Origin of the sequence: Streptomyces sp. HNM0574 (assembly GCF_012726235.1) — a bacterium.
Lineage (GTDB): Bacteria > Actinomycetota > Actinomycetes > Streptomycetales > Streptomycetaceae > Streptomyces.
Genome location: NZ_JAASAH010000012.1, coordinates 135,630 through 152,701, shown reverse-complemented (window position 1 = coordinate 152,701; position 17,072 = coordinate 135,630). Strand labels below are relative to the sequence as shown.

Genomic DNA, 17,072 nt, shown 5'->3' with positions numbered 1-17,072 from the left:
CGTTCCGTGGCCGAAATCATCCCCCCTCAAGTGCTCAAGTGGGACCCGAGGTGCACTGGTGTGCGGGCATATGCGGGATGATAGGGGGGTGACTCAGCCGCCGTGTACGTCTTGGATGTCCTCCGGTCAGCGTGGCCGGGGGCTGCCCCGGCTCATTGCCACCGATCTCGACGGGACTCTGCTGCGCGACGACAAAACGGTGTCGGAGCGTACGGTTGCCGCGTTGGCGGCTGCGGAAGTGGCCGGGATCGAGGTCTTCTTCGTGACCGGGCGGCCGGCCCGGTGGATGGGGGTCGTGAGTGAGCACGTGCACGGGCACGGGCTCGCCATCTGTGCGAACGGGGCCGCCGTCGTCGATCTTCATCGGGGGCGGGAGATCGTACGGTTCCGGCCATTGCGGGTGGAGGACGCGTTGCGCGTCGTCCGGGCGCTGCGGGAGGCGGCGCCGGGAGTGTCCTTCGCGGTGGAGCGGAGCGGGGGCATCCACTACGAGCCGGACTATCCGCCGTTCTTCCTGGATCCGGGGGCGGTGATCGCGCCCGTCGAGAAGCTGCTCGGGGAGGGTGGCGGGGAGACGCGGGCGACGGGTGCCGCGGCGGGGTTCGTCGATCAGCCGGTGCTGAAGCTGCTGGCGCACCATCCGTCGCTCGATCCGGACGGTTTCCTGAAGCTGGGGCGTGAAGTGGCGGGCGGGTACGCGCAGTTCACCCGGTCCAGTCCGAGTGCGCTGCTGGAGATCAGCGGGAGCGGGGTCAGCAAGGCGGACACGCTGGCGCAGTGCTGTGAGGCGCGGGGGGTCGCTCCGGAGGACGTGGTGGCGTTCGGGGACATGCCGAACGATCTGGAGATGCTGAGCTGGGCGGGGACGTCGTACGCGATGGCCAATGCGCATCCGGACGTGCTGGCGGCGACGACGCATCGGACGGGGTCCAACGAGGAGGACGGGGTGGCGGCGGTCATCGAGGCGCTGGTGCGGGGCGCCGGCCGCTGAGGCGGGGTGCGGGTCTTTCGGGCCCGCCCCGTCGTGGCCGTCTGCCGGTACGCCGGTGGCCGTTCGCGCAGTTCCCCGCGCCCCTGATCCGCCCCGCCGTCGTGGCCGTTCGCGCAGTTCCCCGCGCCCCTAATCCGCCCCCTCCCCCGCGTCCAGAGGTGCCTCCCAGGTGATTTGGGTGCCCTTGGGGCTGGGGTAGGGGCCGGGGCAGTGGGCGGGGACGTGGGTGACGGCTTCGTGGCCGGATTCCCAGTCGGCGCGGCCGCCGAGTTGTTCGGCGCGGCGGACGAGGTTGTCGAGGCCGCTGCGGCGGCGGCCGTCGGTGGGAATCCCGATGCCGTTGTCGGCGACGGTCAGGCGGACCGCGTCGCGTCCGTCGGGGAGCTGGACGGAGGCGTCGACGGTGACGTCGACGCGGGAGGCGCGGGCGTGCCTCAGGGTGTTGGAGAGCGCTTCGCGCAGTGCGGCGATGAGACCCTGCGCGACCTCGTCGGTGACCTTCGCGTCGACCGCGCCCGCGAAGGTCACCGACGGACGGAAGCCCAACGGGACGGCGGCGATGCCGACTTCGCGGAGGACGCGGGTGCGTACGCCGGAGCGGGGCGTGGCCTCGCCCTCGTTCTGCTGGAGCGCGAAGATGGTGGTGCGGATCTCGGCGATGGTGGCGTCGAGTTCGTCGACGGCGCTGGCGATGCCCTCGCGTACGCGGGGGACCTCGGCGCCGCGCTGGGTGCCCTGGAGCATCATGCCGGTGGCGAAGAGCCGTTGGATGACGAGGTCGTGCAGGTCGCGGGCGATGCGGTCGCGGTCCTCGTAGACGGCGAGCTGTTCGCGGTCGCGCTGGGCCTCGGCGAGGACGAGGGCGAGGGCGGCCTGGGCGGCGAAGCGGGCGGCGAGTGACTTCTCCGCCTCGGTGAAGGCCTCGGCGCCCGGCGCGCGCGGGATGGCGAGGGTGCCGACGACCCGGCCGTCGCTCTCCATCGGCAGCATCATGCTGGGGCCGAAGAGGCGGGCGAGGCCGGTGGAGGTGCGCGGGTCGGTGGCGGCGTCGTCGACGTAGACGGGTTCGCCCGCGAGCAGTGGGGGCAGCAGGGGGCTGTCGGGCGGGACGACGGTGCCGATGAAGCCGCGGGCGTCCTCGGCGGAGACGGCGACGACGACGAGTCCGCCCTCCTCGCGCGGCATGAGCACCATCGCGGCGGCGGCGTCGGCGAGCCTGCGGGCCTCCTCGGCGACGACGGCGAGCGCGTTGTCGACGTCGCCGGCGAGCAGGGAGGTGGTGACGGCGGCGCTGCCGTCGATCCAGCGGGCGTGCTGGCGGGCGGCCTCGTGCTGGCGGGCGTTGCCGATGGCGATGCCGGCCTGGGTGGCGAGGATCTTGATGAGCAGCACGTCGTTGTCGGTGAAGTCGCCGCCGCCGCGCTTCTCGGTCAGGTACAGGTTGCCGAAGACCTCGTCGCCGACCTTGATCGGGAGGCCGAGGAAGCTGTGCATCGGCGGGTGGTGCGGCGGGAAGCCGCAGGAGCGCGGGTCGTCGGCCAGGTCGCGCAGCCGGAGCGGTTCGTCCTGTTCGAGGACGACGGCGAGGAGGCCGTGCTTGCCGTCGGGCAGGTGGTCGATGCGGGCGATGACCTCGTCGGACATGCCGCAGGTGACGAAGTCGCGGAGGCCGGTGCGGCCCTCGGCGAGGACGCCGAGGGCGGCGTAGCGGCAGTCGGCGACGCGGGCCGCGGTCTCGACGATCCGGTCCAGGGTGCTGTGGATCTCCGGCCCGGTGCCGATGGTGACCATGGCCTCCAGCAGGGCCGGAAGCCGCTCGACGGACTCCTGGGGCAGCACCTCCAGGCCGGTGGTGGCCAGCAGCGCGGCCTGGTTCGCGGCCTCGGCCGTGCGCTCCTGGCCCTCCGCCGGGGACGGGGCGGAGGGGGTGGCGGCGGTGCGGCTGCTGCTACTGCTGAGGGGCATGCTGTGAGCGTATGCCCCCGGATTTATCGGTCAAAACGGGCACCGCCGGATGCGGGCCGCGGCTACCCCCGGAGGGCGGGCTCCCGGTCGGCGCCGAGCAGCTCGTCGGTGGCGTGCTCGCGGGCGAGCATGGCCGCGAACTCGCCGTCGGCGGCCGCGAGTTGGGCGTACGTGCCGCGCTCGACGACGCGGCCCCCGGCCAGCACCAGCACCTCGTCGACGGCCTCCAGCCCGTGCAGCCGGTGGGTGATGAGCAGCGTGGTGCGGCCCTCGGTGACGGTGAGGAGGTCGGCGGTGAGGGCGTCGGCGGTGGCGAGGTCGAGGTGCTCGGCGGGCTCGTCGAGGACCAGGACGGGGAAGTCGGCGAGCAACGCGCGGGCCAGCGCGAGGCGTTGCCGCTGGCCGCCGGAGAGCCGGCCGCCGGTCTCGCCGATGTGGGTGTCCAGCCCGTCCGGGAGGCCGCGTACCCAGTGCTCCAGGCGGGCGGCGGCGAGCGCGGACCACAGGTCCTCGTCGGTGGCGTCGGTGCGGGCCAGGCGCAGGTTCTCGCGCAGGGTGCTGTCGAACAGGTGGGCGTCCTGGGCGCACAGGCCGACGTGGCGGCGCACCTCGTCCGAGGTCAGCGCGGCGGCCGGGGTGCCGCCGAGGGTGTAGTCGCCCAGCTCGGGGTCGAGGAAGCGGAGCAGGGTCTGCGCGAGGGTCGTCTTGCCGGAGCCGGAGACTCCGACGACGGCGACGCGGCGGCCCGCGGTGAGCTCCAGGCCGACACCGTCCAGCGCGGGCCGCTCCTGCCCCGGGTGACGCACGGTGAGGCCGCTGACGGTGAGCGGGAACGGGGAGGCGGGCGAGGCCGCGGGCTGCGCGGGCTCGGCGACCGGCGCGGGCGCGTCGAGCACGTCGTACAGCCGCTCGGCCGAGCGGCGGGAGCGCTGCCGCTGCTGGACGGCGAGCGGCAGTCCGGCGACGGCCTCGAACGCGGCGAGCGGTGTGAGGACGACGACGGCGAGCGACAGTCCGCCGAGCCTGCCGTCGTGCACGGCGGCGACTCCGGCCCATGCGGCGAAGGCGACGGTCAGGCCGGTGGCCAGCGCGGTCAGCCCGGCGCCGAGCGCGGTGGCGGCGGCGGAGCGGTGCGCGATCCGGGTCAGCGCGGTGTCCGCGGCGCGGAACGCGCGGGTCCGCGCCGGCAGCGCCCCGGCGACGGTGAGCTCGCCGGTGCCGGTGAGCAGGTCGACGGTGCGGGTGCTGAGCTCACCGCGCGCGGGCGCGAGGCGGCGCTCGGTGCGGCGCGAGACGAGCCCGGTGAGCGCGGGCACGGCGATGCCGGCGAAGGCGAGGCCGACGGCGAGCGCGGCTCCGGCGGCGGGCAGCAGCGCGGTGGTGAAGCCGACGGCGCCGAGCGAGACGAGGAGGGCGACGGCGGCGGGCAGCAGCCAGCGCAGGAAGTGGTCCTGGAGCGCGTCGACGTCGGCGACGAGCCGGGAGAGCAGGTCGCCGCGGCGGGTGCGGCGCAGCCCGGCGGGCGCGAGGCGTTCGAGCCGCCGGAAGACGTGCACGCGGAGCCCGGCGAGGAGGCGCAGCACGGCGTCGTGCGAGACCAGCCGCTCCGCGTAGCGGAAGACGGCGCGGCCGATGCCGAAGGCGCGGGTCGCGGTGACGGCGACCATCAGGTAGAGCACGGGCGGCTGTTGGGAGGCGCGCGAGATCAGCCAGCCGGAGGTGGCCATCAGGCCGACGGCGCTGCCGAGCGCGAGCGCGCCGAGCAGCAGCGCGAGCGCGAGGCGGCCGCGTACGGGGCGGGCGGTGCGGCGGACGCGGGCGAGCGCTCTGGCCCGGCGGCCGGGGGGCGCGGGGGCGTCGGGTACGGGTGTGCTGTTCTCCGCCGCCTTCGGGGCGCCGCCCGCGCCCCCGTCCGAGAGGTAGCTGACGAACTCCTCGGCCGCGTCGGCCGGTACCTCGGGCACGGCGAGCGGGGCGTCCGCGACGGCGGAGGCCCGCGGGTCCCGCGCCCCGGGCAGCGCCGGGACGGAAGCGGAACCCGAAGCGGAACCGGAGGGCCGGTCCGGGTCAGCTTCGGCGCCCACCCGCACCACCCGGTCGGCGACGGCGAGGAGGGCCGGGCGGTGGACGACGAGCAGGACGGTGCGGCCGCGGGCGAGGCGGCGTACGGCGTCGACGACGGACTCCTCGGTGGCCCCGTCGAGCGCGGCGGTCGGCTCGTCGAGCAGCAGCAGCGGCCGGTCGGCGAGGAACGCGCGGGCCAGCGCGACGCGTTGGCGCTGCCCGGCGGAGAGGCCGTGGCCCTCGTCGCCGAGGACGAGCGCCGGGTCGAGGTCCTCGGCGCTGGCCTCGCGCAGGGCCGCGCGTACCGCCGCCTCGTCGGCGTCGGGGGCGGCGAGGCGGACGTTGTCGGCGACGGTGCCCGCGAAGAGGTGCGGGTGCTGCGGCACCCAGGCGATCTGCCGGTGCCAGCTCTCGGGGTCGAGGTCGGCCAGGTCCAGCTCGCCCGCGCGGACGGCGCCCGAGGCGGGCCGCGCGAAGCCGAGCAGCGCCGCGAGCAGCGTGGACTTGCCCGCGCCGGAGGGCCCGACGAGCGCGACGGTCTCGCCGGGCGCGACGTCGAGGCTGGTCGCGGGCAGCGAGTCGGTGGTGCGTCCGGGGTGGCGTACGACGAGGGAGTCGAGGTGGAGCGTGGTGCCGCGCAGGTCGGGCGCGGGGGTGGTGCCGTGCCGCGGCGGGGTGGTCTCCAGGACGGTGAAGACCTCGTCGGCGGCGGCCAGGCCCTCGGCGGCCGCGTGGTACTGGGCGCCGACCTGGCGGAGCGGGAAGTACGCCTCGGGGGCGAGGACGAGGATGACCAGGCCGGTGTAGAGGTCGAGTTCGCCGTGCACCAGGCGCATGCCGATGCCGACGGCGACGAGTGCGACGGAGATGGTGGCGAGGAGTTCCAGCGCGAAGGAGGAGAGGAACGCGATCCGGAGGGTGCGGAGGGTCGCGCGCCGGTAGTCGTCGGTGATGGCGCGGATGTTCTCGGCCTGGGCCTTGGCGCGGCCGAAGACCTTCAGCGTGGGCAGCCCGGCGACGACGTCGAGGAAGTGGCCGGAGAGCCGGGAGAGCAGCCGCCACTGGCGGTTCATCTTCTCCTGCGTCGCCCAGCCGATCAGGGTCATGAAGACGGGGATCAGCGGCAGGGTGCCCGCGATGACGGCGGCGGAGATCCAGTCGGAGCCGACGATCCGGGCGAGCACGGCGACGGGGACGACGACGGCCAGGCCGAGCTGGGGCAGGTAGCGGGAGAAGTAGTCGTCGAGCGCGTCGACGCCGCGGGTGACGAGGGTGGCCAGTTCGCCGGTGTTGCGGGCCGGAAGCGGGGCGCCGTCCGGGCCGGTGGCGGTGGCTCCGGCGGGGCCGAGGCGTACGGCGTGAGCCATGAGCTTGCCGCGCAGCTGGGACTTGACCGAGGCGCTGCACCGGTGGGCCGCCAGCTCGGTGAGCCAGCCGACCAGGGCCCGGCCGAGGGAGACGGCGACGAGCAGCAGCAGCGGGGTGCGCAGGTCGGCGGTGCCGTCGCCCTGCTGGAAGGCGCCGACGACGACCTCGGCGATGAGCATGGCCTGCCCGATGACCAGGCCGGCACCGGCGAGCCCGAGCAGCACGGACGCGACGAGGAAGAGGCGTGTGCTGCGCGCGTGACGGAGCAGTCGCGGGTCGACGGGCTTCATGGCTACCTCGCTGAAGTGCGCGGCGGGGAGGGGGAGTTCGGGGGCGGCGGGCGTCCGTGAGGGCGGACGCCCGCCGCCTGCCTGTTCCGCGGACGGACAGGTTCAGTGCGCGGAGTCGGCCAGGTGCTGGGTGCCGATCCGCTTGCGGAAGACCCAGTACGTCCAGCCCTGGTAGAGCAGGACGAGCGGGGTGGCGATGAGCGCGCACCACGTCATGATCTTCAGCGTGTACGGGCTGGACGCCGCGTTGTCGATCGTCAGGCTCCACTCCGGGTTCAGGCTGGAGGGCATGACGTCGGGGAACAGCGCGAGGAAGAGCATCGCGACGGACGCCGCGATGGTCACCCCGGAGAAGGCGAACGACCAGCCCTCGCGCCCCTTGAGGTTGAAGCCGAGCGCCACGGCCAGCGAGACGACGGCGACGACCAGGGCGACGAGGCTCTTGGCGTCCCCGCTGCCGGCCTGCGTCCACAGCAGGAAGGCCAGGGCGAGGACGGCGGTGAGCAGTCCGAGCCGGGTGGCGAACCTCCGGGCGCGGTCGCGGATGTCGCCGACGGTCTTCAGCGCGGCGAACACCGCGCCGTGGAAGGTGAACAGGGTCAGCGTGACCAGGCCGCCGAGCAGCGCGTACGGGTTGAGCAGGTCGAGGACCGTCCCCGCGTACTCCTTGTCCGCGTCGATCTGCACGCCGTGCACGATGTTGCCGAACACGACGCCCCAGAGGAACGCGAGCAGCGTGGAGGTGGTGAAGATGGCCCACTCCCAGCGCGTCTGCCAGCTGTCCTCGTCCCGCTTGACGCGGTACTCGAAGGCGACGCCGCGCACGATGAGGCAGACCAGGATCAGCAGCATCGGCAGGTAGAAGCCGGAGAAGAGGGTGGCGTACCAGTCGGGGAAGGCCGCGAAGGTCGCGCCGGCCGCGCTGAGCAGCCACACCTCGTTGCCGTCCCAGACGGGCCCGATCGTGTTGATCAGCACCCGTCGTTCGGGACGGTCGCGGGCCAGCAGCCGGGTGAGGACGCCGATGCCGAAGTCGAAGCCCTCCAGGAAGAAGTACCCGGTCCACAGGATGGCGATGAGGACGAACCAGACCTGGGGGAGTTCCATTTGCTCTCGCTCCTCAGCTCTCAGTACGAGAAGGCCATGGGCCGGTCGGGGTCACGGTCGTGGCCGCCGATCTTCGTCGGCGGATTGCGGTCGGAGTCCGTCAGTTCGGGCGGCCCGGCCTTGATGTACTTGGCGAGCAGCTTGACCTCGACGACGGCGAGGATCGCGTACAGCGTGGTGAAGACCGCCATCGACGTGATGACCTCGCCCTGGGAGACGCCGGGCGAGACGGCCGCCGAGGTCGGCATGACGCCGTAGACCACCCAGGGCTGGCGGCCCATCTCGGTGAAGATCCAGCCCCAGGAGTTGGCGATCAGCGGGAAGCCCATGGTGAGGAAGGCGATCCGCCAGTACCAGGTGGTGAGGAACGGGCTCAGCTCGCGGTCCTTGGTGAGGGCCAGGCGTGGCACCTCGTCGGGCGCGGTGCGCAGCCGTTCGGCGATCCACCGTTTGTTGCGGGTGAGGTAGAGGCCGATGACGCCGATGCCGAACGAGGCCATGCCGAAGCCCATCATCCAGCGGAACGCCCAGTACGCGACGGGGATGTTGGGCCGGTAGTCGTCCAGCCCGACGGTGTCCTTGTACTTCTCCTTGAGCGCCGCGTTGGTGTCGTTGATGCCGGGCACGGCCTCGTAGAAGTTGTCGTGCGCGAGGAAGGAGAGGACGCCGGGAACCTCCAGGGCGACCTTGTTGTGGCCCTTGTCGACGTCGCCGACGGCGAAGATCGAGAACGGCGCGGGCGCCTCGGTGTCCCAGAGGGCCTCGGCGGAGGCCATCTTCATCGGCTGCTGCTCGTACATGATCTTGGCGAGCCGGTCGCCGCTGACGACGGTGAGCAGTCCGCCGATGACCATCGTGACGAGCCCGAGCCGCAGCGAGGTCCGCATGACGCGCACGTGCTTGCGCCGCATCAGGTGGTACGCGGCGATGCCGACCATGAACGCGGCGCCGGTGAGGAACGCGGCGGTGATGGTGTGGAAGAACTGCGCGAGCGCGGTGTTCTGGGTCAGGACGTGCCAGAAGTCGGTGAGTTCGGCCCGTCCGTTCTCCTTGTTGATGCGGTAGCCGACGGGGTGCTGCATCCAGGAGTTCGCCGCGAGGATGAAGTACGCGGAGAGGATGGTGCCGATGGAGACCATCCAGATGCAGGCCAGGTGGATCTTCTGGGGCAGCTTGTCCCAGCCGAAGATCCACAGGCCGATGAAGGTCGACTCGAAGAAGAAGGCGATCAGCGCCTCGAAGGCGAGCGGGGCGCCGAAGACGTCACCGACGAAGCGGGAGTAGTCGGACCAGTTCATGCCGAACTGGAACTCCTGGAGGATGCCGGTGACCACCCCCATCGCGATGTTGATGAGGAAGAGCTTGCCCCAGAACTTGGTGGCCCTGAGGTACTTCTCGTCGCTCGTGCGCACCCAGGCGGTCTGAAGTCCGGCGACGAGCGCGGAGAGCGAGATCGTCAGCGGGACGAAGAGAAAGTGGTAGACGGTCGTGATGCCGAACTGCCACCGCGCCAGAGTCTCCGGCGCCAGCGCGAGTTCCACTGAGCACTCTCCTTAGGTCGCACCGTCGTCACGGATGGCCAGCTTGCCGTTTTTGGGCAGGTTGATGGGGGAGCGCACCGGAAAGCATGCGCGCTCGTGAATGCATTCACATTCACAAGGCGAGTATGACCGACGTCTTTTCGGACAGAGAATCGACCCCCCACTAAGCCGTGACCCCCCTCGGCGGCCTCGGTAAAACCCCAGGTCAGAACGGTATTTGGCCCCTCCAACCAGTTCGCCCGACGGGCCCGCCCGCGCTCCGGGACGGCGCCGCGGCGGCGCCTTCTTCCCGCACACCTCTTGCGTAACGGCAGACCATTCGCTAAACGGATTCCGCAGCCGTGTCGCGGGGCCACGGCACCCCCGCGGGACGCCCCTTGGCCACCGCCGCCGACGGAATCCGCCGCACGCCGGATTCTGTCGGCGGCGGGGGACCCACGCACGACGGCCCGCGTCCCGGGGACGGGACGCGGGCCGTGACGGCGGGGTCCTGGACTAGTCCAGCGTCTTGCGGAAGGCCGCCGCGGTCTGCAGGAAGATGTCGTTGGCCTCGGACTCGCCGACGGTGACGCGGACGCCCTCGCCCGGGAACGGCCGCACCACGGTGCCGGCCGCCTCGCAGGCCGCCGCGAACTCGTCGGTGCGCTCGCCCAGCCGGAGCCAGACGAAGTTCGCCTCCGACCGGGGCACCGTCCAGCCCTGCTCGGCGAGCTCACGGGAGACCCGGGTGCGCTCGCCGACCAACGCCTCGACGCGCTCCAGCAGTTCGCCCTCGCTCCGCATCGAGGCGATCGCCGCCTCCTGCGCGAGCTGGCTCACGCCGAAGGGCACCGCCGTCTTCCGCAGCGCGGCCGCCACCGGCTCGTGCGCGACCGCGAAGCCGACGCGCAGCCCCGCCAGCCCGTACGCCTTGGAGAAGGTGCGCAGCACGCAGACGTTGGGGCGGTCCCGGTACAGGTCGATGCCGTCGGCGACGTTCTCGTCCCGGACGAACTCGCGGTACGCCTCGTCCAGCACGACCAGGACGTCGCACGGCACCCGGTCCAGGAAGCGCTCCAGGTCGGCGCGCGGGATGGCCACGCCCGTCGGGTTGTTGGGGTTGCAGACGAAGATCAGGCGGGTGCGCTCGGTGATCGCCTCGGCCATCGCGTCCAGGTCGTGCTCCTCGCCCTCGGTGAGCGGGACGCGTACGGAGGTGGCGCCGGAGATCTGGGTGATGATCGGGTACGCCTCGAAGGAGCGCCAGGCGTAGATCACCTCGTCGCCCGGCTCCGCCGTCGCCTGGAGCAGCTGCTGCGCGACGCCGACCGAGCCGGTGCCCGTCGCCAGGTGCTCCTCGGGCACCCCGAACCGCGCGGACAGCTCGGCCAGCAGGCCCGAACAGGCCATGTCCGGGTACCGGTTGAAGGCGCCGGCGGCGCTCGTCACCGTCTCCAGGACGCCGGGGAGCGGCGGGTAGGGGTTCTCGTTCGAGGACAGCTTGTAGGCCACGGGCGCCTGGGCCGCGCCCTCCTCGCCGGCGGGCGCGCGCTTGCCGGGCTTGTACACGGGCATGCCGTCGAGCGCGCCGCGCAGCCTCGGGCCGCCCGGGCCGTCGGGGCTCGGGCCGTTACCGGGGCTCTGGCTGTTCTCGCTCACGCTGGTCACTCCCTCGGGGCCCTGCGGGCCTCTTAAGGCTCGTCGTCCTCCGCACGTCGGCTCGTCGTCCTCCGCACGGGCATGCTCTGGCCAATACTGCACACCTTATGAGGATTCCGTCAGGGGGCGTGGGGAGACAAAAGAACGCCACCCCGTACGCTCCGCGCGCCGGTGGCGGGCGCGGTGGCGCGCGTCACCCGTCAAGGTGACTTGCCGTCCCGCCCGAGCCCGCCCGAACGGGCCGGCCGCCCACCCGGGCGCCGGAGGGCCCGCACCATGCTGACCGGGCAATTCCCTTGCCCCGACGGCATGTTCACGATCTTCGCCGGTGCAGAATCGTGCCTCCACGGCGGGTGGCGAGCGGGGCGCGAACCCGCGGGGCCGCCCCCGTCGCGGGCCTACGATCGGGTCGCCATGACAGCAGCAGAGAAGCATCACGTGAGCCGTACGCCGGCTTCCCGCGGACCGCTCCGCGGCTCCCGGCGGAACGGGCGCGCCGGTATCCGCGACGTAGCGGCCGCGGCCGGTGTCTCCATCACGACTGTCTCCGACGCCCTCAACGGCAAGGGCCGGCTCCCCGACGCGACCCGCCGCCACGTGCGCGAGGTCGCCGACCGGCTCGGCTACCGCCCGTCCGCCGCCGCGCGCACGCTGCGCACCGGCAAGTCCGGGCTGATCGGCCTCACGGTGACCACGTACGGCGAAGAACCGTTCACCTTCACCGAGTTCGCGTACTTCGCCGAGATGGCGCGGGCGGCGACCTCGGCGGCGCTGGCCCGCGGATACGCCCTCGTCATCCTCCCGGCGACCTCGCGGCACGACGTGTGGTCGAACGTCGCGCTCGACGGCACCGTGGTGATCGACCCCTCCGACCAGGACCCCGTCGTCACCGATCTGGTCCGCTCGGGGCTGCCCGTGGTCTCCGACGGGCGGCCCAGCGGCTCGCTGCCCGTCACCGCCTGGGTCGACAACGATCACGAGGAGGCCGTCCGCAACCTCCTCGACCACCTCGCCGAGTCCGGCGCGCGCCGCATCGGCCTGCTCACCGGCACCAGCACCGACACCTACACCCGGCTGTCGACCACGGCGTACCTGAACTGGTGCGAGGACGTCGGCCAGGACCCGGTGTACGAGACCTACCCGGCGCACGACCCCTGCTCGGGGGCGATCGCCGCGGACCGGCTCCTCGCCAGGCCCGACCGCCCGGACGCCGTCTACGGGCTCTTCGACCCGAACGGCACCGACCTGCTCGCCGCCGCGCGCCGGTACGGGCTGCGGGTGCCCGAGGACCTGCTGCTGGTGTGCTGCAGCGAGTCCACCGTGTACGCCACCACCGAGCCGCCCATCACCACGCTGTCCCTCAAGCCGGGCCGGATCGGGAACACCGTGGTGCAGCTGCTCATCGACGCCATCGAGGGCATCGACTCGGGCCGGCCCGTGCAGCAGGTGATGCCGACCGACCTGCTCGTCCGCGCCTCCTCCCAGCGGCGCCCCTCCCGTCCGGTCGTCACGGCTCCGCGGTCGCCTTCCTCGGGGTCCGGTTCCGACTCGGGGTCCGGTTCCGGTTCCGGTTCCGAGGCCGGTTCCGGTTCCGATCCTTCGTCCGGTGAGCCGGCCGGGAACGGCTCACCCGAACCCCGTTCCGCCGCCGCGGAGTCCGCCGCCGAATAGGGCGCGGGGCCGGCGCACGTGCCGTTTCCGCGTCCTTTTGCGGGTCGCGGGCGAAGGGACTTGGGGGATAACGGGGACATCACGGTGGGATGAAGCGGAAATTACCGGAGGAAGCGACCGGCCTGCGGTCCCGCGTCCGAATTGCCACCCCCCAGGTGCGTCACAACCGCCGAGCGGCATTCCTATGATGGGCGCACGACACCGGGCCCTGCTCCGACCTGTGGGGTCTCCCCGCGAATGGCAGGGTGTGGGGTCACCCTGCCGGGAGGCGGGGAGACGGTTCGGCGGTGCACGGCGGCACGCGATGGTGGAGGGGTCGATGACTCAGGGGGCCGGTCAGGGACCCGATGTCCGGGACGGCGGATTCATGACGCGGGACGGCGGCCTGCCGCGGCCCGCCCATCCGGCGGTGGCGACGGCCTCCGGCCCCGCCGCGCACTCCCCCGTGACGTCCGGCGTACCCGCGAACTCCCCCGCGCCCGCGCGCAGTTCCGCGCCGGTGCACGCCCCCACGCACCCCGTCGCCGCCGCGGCCCCCGCCGGACCCGCAGGACCCACCACAGGGCCCGCCTCCGGATCCGCGCCCGCGCCCGTCGAGTGGCCCGTCCCGCCCGCCGCGCCGCACCCCGTCGCGCAGCAGAGCCCGCCGCCGGCGCCGCAGGCCCAACCGCCGTCCCGGCAGGGGCTGTCGGAGGAGTACACGCCCACCCAGCGCGACATCCCCGTCGTCGAGGACCCGGCCGGAGAGCCGACACTCGTCGACGTCACAGCTGTCACCGCCGTCGCGGCCTCCGGCGAGGAGGGGGACGGGCCGCTGTACGTCGTCGGTGACGTGCACGGCTTCCTCGACGAACTCCGCGCCGCGCTGCGCGCCGAGGGCATCATCGACGAGGAGGACCACTGGATCGCGGGCAACTCCCGGATCTGGTTCCTGGGCGACTTCACCGACCGCGGGCCCGACGGCGTCGGCGTCATCGACCTCGTGATGCAGCTCTCCGCCGAGGCCGCCGCGGCCGGCGGGTACTGCAAGGCGCTGATGGGCAACCACGAGCTGCTCTTCCTCGGCGCCAAGCGCTTCGGCGACACCCCCGTCAACTCCGGTGCGGGCACGGCCTCTTTCCAGGCGGCCTGGCTGCTCAACGGCGGTCAGCGCAGCGACATGGAGCGCCTGGAGGACCACCACGTGCAGTGGATGGCCCGGCTGGACGCGATGGCCCTCGCCGACGAGCACCTCCTCGTCCACTCCGACGCCACCTGCTACCTCGACTACGGCAGCACCATCGAGGGCGTCAACGACGCCGTCACCGAGGCCCTCCAGCGCAACGACGCGGACGAGACCTGGGAGATGTTCCGGAAGTTCACCAAGCGCTTCGCCTTCCGGGACGAGAACACCGGCACCACCGCCGTGCGCGAACTGCTCGGCACCTTCGGCGGCACCCGCGTCGTCCACGGGCACAGCCCCATCCCGTACCTGCTCGGCGAGGTCGGCAGCGAGGACGAGGACGGCGAGGAGAAGCCGCCGGACGTCACCGGTCCGCACCTGTACGCCGACGGTCTCGCGCTCGCCATGGACGGCGGCGTGACGATGGCCGGAAAGCTGCTTGTCACCCGGCTCCCGATCACCGAATGAGCCGCTCGACCACTGAATGAGCTGATCGCGGGAAGGATGAGGGACGGGACGTACGCCGGCACGTCCCGCAGGCCCGGTGCGTCCCACGCGCGCCGGCGAGGAATTCGGCAGCGCCCGGGCGGCCGTCCGCCGGAGCCCTCGGGCCACCGAAGCGAAGGGCCAATTCCGGAAAGCCACTGTCCCGGGGGACCGGAAGCCCCCTAACATCGGTCCTGCTACGGCGAGTTCACCTCACCGGCCGTGGCCGCCCCGCCCGTCGACCGGCCGGCATGGCCACAGGGAGCATCGGGGGATGCACATGAACACCGCTCCGTACCTGCTGCCCGAGGACCGGCCCGAGTTCGAACGGGTCCTGGACGAGGCGCTGCGCACGACGGGCCGTCGGCCCGCACCCCACGCGGCGCAGCAGCTCGGCCCCGAGCAGCTCAGGTCCATGGCGCTCAGCGCCGTGACGGCGATAGCCGCCTGCGCCGCCGCCGAGTACCACCGCTACGTGACGCTGCGCGCGGAGGAGCGCGGGGCGGAGGGTTCGGCGGTGGAGTCCGCTTCCGGTTCGGACTCGGCTTCCGCTTCCGGTGACGGTTCGGGATCCGACTCCGGTTCGTCGTCCGGGACTTCGGAGGCGGACGAGCGGTCCGGGGCCGTCGACGGGGTGCGGGCCGCCGAGGGTGGCGGGGAGCTCGCGGGCAGCCTCGGCGAGGGGCTGACCGAGGCGGCCGGTACCGCCGGGGCCGGGCTGCTGGCCATGGCCTCGGTGCTGCTGCCCGCGCTCGCCGGGACGGCCGCCGTCATCTTCCTGCTGCTCGGCTACCTGCTGCAGGTCGTCACGCCCGAACCCGCCCTCGCCGCGCCCATGCGGACGGCCGGCTGGGTCTTCGCGGCGCTGGCCGTCACGGGCGTCCTCGTCGGACTCGTCGGCCTGTGGATCACCGCGCTCCGCAACGGCTCACGCTCCCGGCGTGCGGCACGTGCCGCGCGCGCGGCGCGCGGTCCCGACGGGCGGGCGGGTGCGCGCGGGGCGTACGGGCCGGTCACGGAGCTGTCCGCGGCGCGGGAGGCGTGGCGGGAGGCGCTGCTGGAGCGGGGCATCCTGCCGTTCCTCAGCGAGGCGCTCGCCGATCCGAAGGGCGCGAAGGAGTCGCCCTCGCGGTACGTCCCCGCGCCGCGCTTCGCCGAACTCGGCTACTCCGGCCCGGAGTTCTCCAGCCGCACCTCGACCGACGAACCCTCGCCGGCGGAGCCGGCCACCCCCCGCTACTCCAGCCCCGACTACTCCAGCCCGCAGTACGACACGGGGGAGTGAGGGGCGCCCCGTCAGGGGCGCGGGGAACTGCGCGAACGGCCACGACGTACGAGGTGGCCCGGCGACGGCAGTTGCGCACCCCGCACCGTGGCGGGCCCGCGGCTGCGCTTGCCAGCCCTGCGCCTCGGCGCAGACCTCCCAAGCGGGGTGCGCCCGCGAAGGGGCGCGGGGAACTGCGCAAACCCCGAGCCACGACGGCGCCGCACCCGAAGAAGCGGGGTGGCCCCGAAAGGGGCGCGGGGAACTGCGCGAAAACGCGAGCCACGGCGCACCCGCACCCCGCGACGCGCAAGACGGGGCGCCCCGCCCCCTTCAGGCCCCGGCCACATCCAGCGCCTGGCAGAGGTCCGCGATGAGGTCCGACGGGTCCTCGACGCCCACCGAGAGGCGGATGAAGCCCTCGGGGACGGGGTCGCCGCCCCAGCGGCCCCGGCGTTCGGCCGTGCTGCGGACGCCGCCGAAGCTGGTCGCGTCGCCGACGAGGCGCAGCGCCTCCAGGAAGCGCTCGGCGCGCTCCCGGCCGGGGAGGGTGAAGGAGACGACGCAGCCGAAGCGTTCCATCTGCCGGGCCGCCAGTTCGTGCGAGGGGTCGCCGGGCAGTCCGGGGTGGCGGACGTCGGTCACGTCCTCGCGTCCGCGCAGGGCCTCGGCGACGGCCAGGGCGCCCGCGGCCTGCTGGCGGGTGCGCAGTTCGAGCGTGGCGAGGGAGCGGTGCGCGAGCCACGCCTCCATCGGCCCGGGGACGGCGCCGACGGTCTTGCGCCACAGCCGCACCCCGTCGGCGAGCCGGGGGTCGCGGCAGGCGACGTAGCCGAGCAGCACGTCGCCGTGGCCGCTGAGCGCCTTGGTGCCGCTGGCGACGGAGAAGTCCGCGCCGAGCGCGAGCGGCCGCTGGCCGAACGGGGTGGCGAGGGTGTTGTCCACGGCGACCAGCGCGCCGCGCTCGTGCGCCGCGTCGGCCAGCCGCCGGATGTCGCACACGTCGAGCCCGGGGTTGGACGGCGACTCGATCCACAACAGCGAGGCGCCATCGAGCTGTTCGAGCTGCGCGTCACCGGCGGTGGGCGCCGTACGGACCTCGACGCCGAGGCTCTCCAGCCGCTCGCGGGTGGGGATGAGCAGGTTGTACCCGTCGTCGGGGAGGACGACGACGGCGCCGGGCCGCGCCTGCGAGAGCAGCACCGCGGAGATCGCGCCCATGCCGGAGGCGAAGGCGAGGGTGGTGACGTCCGGGTCGCCGGGGGCCTCCAGTTCGCCGATGGCGGCTTCGAGGGCCGTCCAGGTCGGGTTCTGGTCCCGGCCGTAGGCGTACGGGGCGCCGGTGGGGTCGCCGGGGAGGTGGTAGTGCGCGGCGAAGACGGGGCCCGGCAGCGGCGGCGCGTAGGGCTGTTCCTCGGGCAGTCCGGCGCGTACGGCGCGGGTGGCGTTGCCGTCCTCGGGGGTGAGGGCGCCGGTGTGGGACGAAGAAGAGTTCATGGTGCGGTGCTTGCTTTCTGCTCTCGGG

10 protein-coding genes are annotated in these 17,072 nt (G+C 73.3%); 4 read left to right on the top strand and 6 right to left on the bottom strand.

Going from position 1 to position 17,072, the window contains the following annotated elements; all coding sequences use genetic code 11:
- Nucleotides 1-115 precede the first annotated feature (115 nt).
- Nucleotides 116-991 carry an HAD hydrolase family protein gene (locus HCC30_RS20500; protein WP_169444068.1) on the top strand — a complete coding sequence of 292 codons (876 nt, stop codon included), beginning with the start codon at nt 116-118 and terminating at the stop codon, nt 989-991.
- Nucleotides 992-1,120: 129 nt separating this feature from the next.
- On the opposite strand, the gene HCC30_RS20495 is transcribed toward HCC30_RS20500, so the two are convergent.
- From HCC30_RS20495 to hisC, 5 genes are all read right to left on the bottom strand, one after another.
- Nucleotides 1,121-2,956: a GAF domain-containing sensor histidine kinase gene (locus HCC30_RS20495; protein WP_169444067.1), complete on the bottom strand. Its 1,836-nt coding sequence runs from the start codon at nt 2,954-2,956 to the stop codon at nt 1,121-1,123.
- A 62-nt stretch (nt 2,957-3,018) separates the two neighbouring features.
- Nucleotides 3,019-6,678 (bottom strand): thiol reductant ABC exporter subunit CydD, encoded by a 3,660-nt coding sequence (gene cydD, locus HCC30_RS20490; protein WP_169444066.1) that lies wholly within the window; start codon nt 6,676-6,678, stop codon nt 3,019-3,021.
- 102 nt (nt 6,679-6,780) lie between these two features.
- Nucleotides 6,781-7,785, bottom strand: a complete 1,005-nt coding sequence (cydB, locus tag HCC30_RS20485; RefSeq protein WP_169444065.1) for a cytochrome d ubiquinol oxidase subunit II — start codon at nt 7,783-7,785, stop codon at nt 6,781-6,783.
- Between the two features lie 20 nt (nt 7,786-7,805).
- The gene (locus tag HCC30_RS20480) at nt 7,806-9,326 is read right to left on the bottom strand and encodes a cytochrome ubiquinol oxidase subunit I (RefSeq protein WP_169444064.1); all 1,521 of its coding nucleotides are present in this window, start codon (nt 9,324-9,326) and stop codon (nt 7,806-7,808) included.
- Nucleotides 9,327-9,821: 495 nt separating this feature from the next.
- Complete coding sequence (hisC, locus tag HCC30_RS20475; RefSeq protein ID WP_346776725.1) at nt 9,822-10,964, bottom strand: histidinol-phosphate transaminase; 1,143 nt, start codon at nt 10,962-10,964, stop codon at nt 9,822-9,824.
- Nucleotides 10,965-11,378: 414 nt separating this feature from the next.
- On the opposite strand from hisC, the gene HCC30_RS20470 reads away from it, so the two are divergent.
- The 3 genes from HCC30_RS20470 (at nt 11,379) to HCC30_RS20460 (ending at nt 15,568) form a co-directional block, all read left to right on the top strand.
- Nucleotides 11,379-12,635: a LacI family DNA-binding transcriptional regulator gene (locus tag HCC30_RS20470; protein WP_240979756.1), complete on the top strand. Its 1,257-nt coding sequence runs from the start codon at nt 11,379-11,381 to the stop codon at nt 12,633-12,635.
- A 319-nt stretch (nt 12,636-12,954) separates the two neighbouring features.
- Entirely contained in the window at nt 12,955-14,265 is a 1,311-nt protein-coding gene (locus HCC30_RS20465; RefSeq protein WP_240979755.1) for a metallophosphoesterase, read from the top strand.
- A gap of 298 nt (nt 14,266-14,563) precedes the next feature.
- Entirely contained in the window at nt 14,564-15,568 is a 1,005-nt protein-coding gene (locus HCC30_RS20460; protein ID WP_346776724.1) for a hypothetical protein, read from the top strand.
- A gap of 312 nt (nt 15,569-15,880) precedes the next feature.
- Here the strand turns inward: HCC30_RS20460 and HCC30_RS20455 are convergent, their stop codons facing one another.
- Nucleotides 15,881-17,044 carry a cystathionine gamma-lyase gene (locus HCC30_RS20455; protein ID WP_169444061.1) on the bottom strand — a complete coding sequence of 388 codons (1,164 nt, stop codon included), beginning with the start codon at nt 17,042-17,044 and terminating at the stop codon, nt 15,881-15,883.
- Nucleotides 17,045-17,072: the final 28 nt, after the last annotated feature.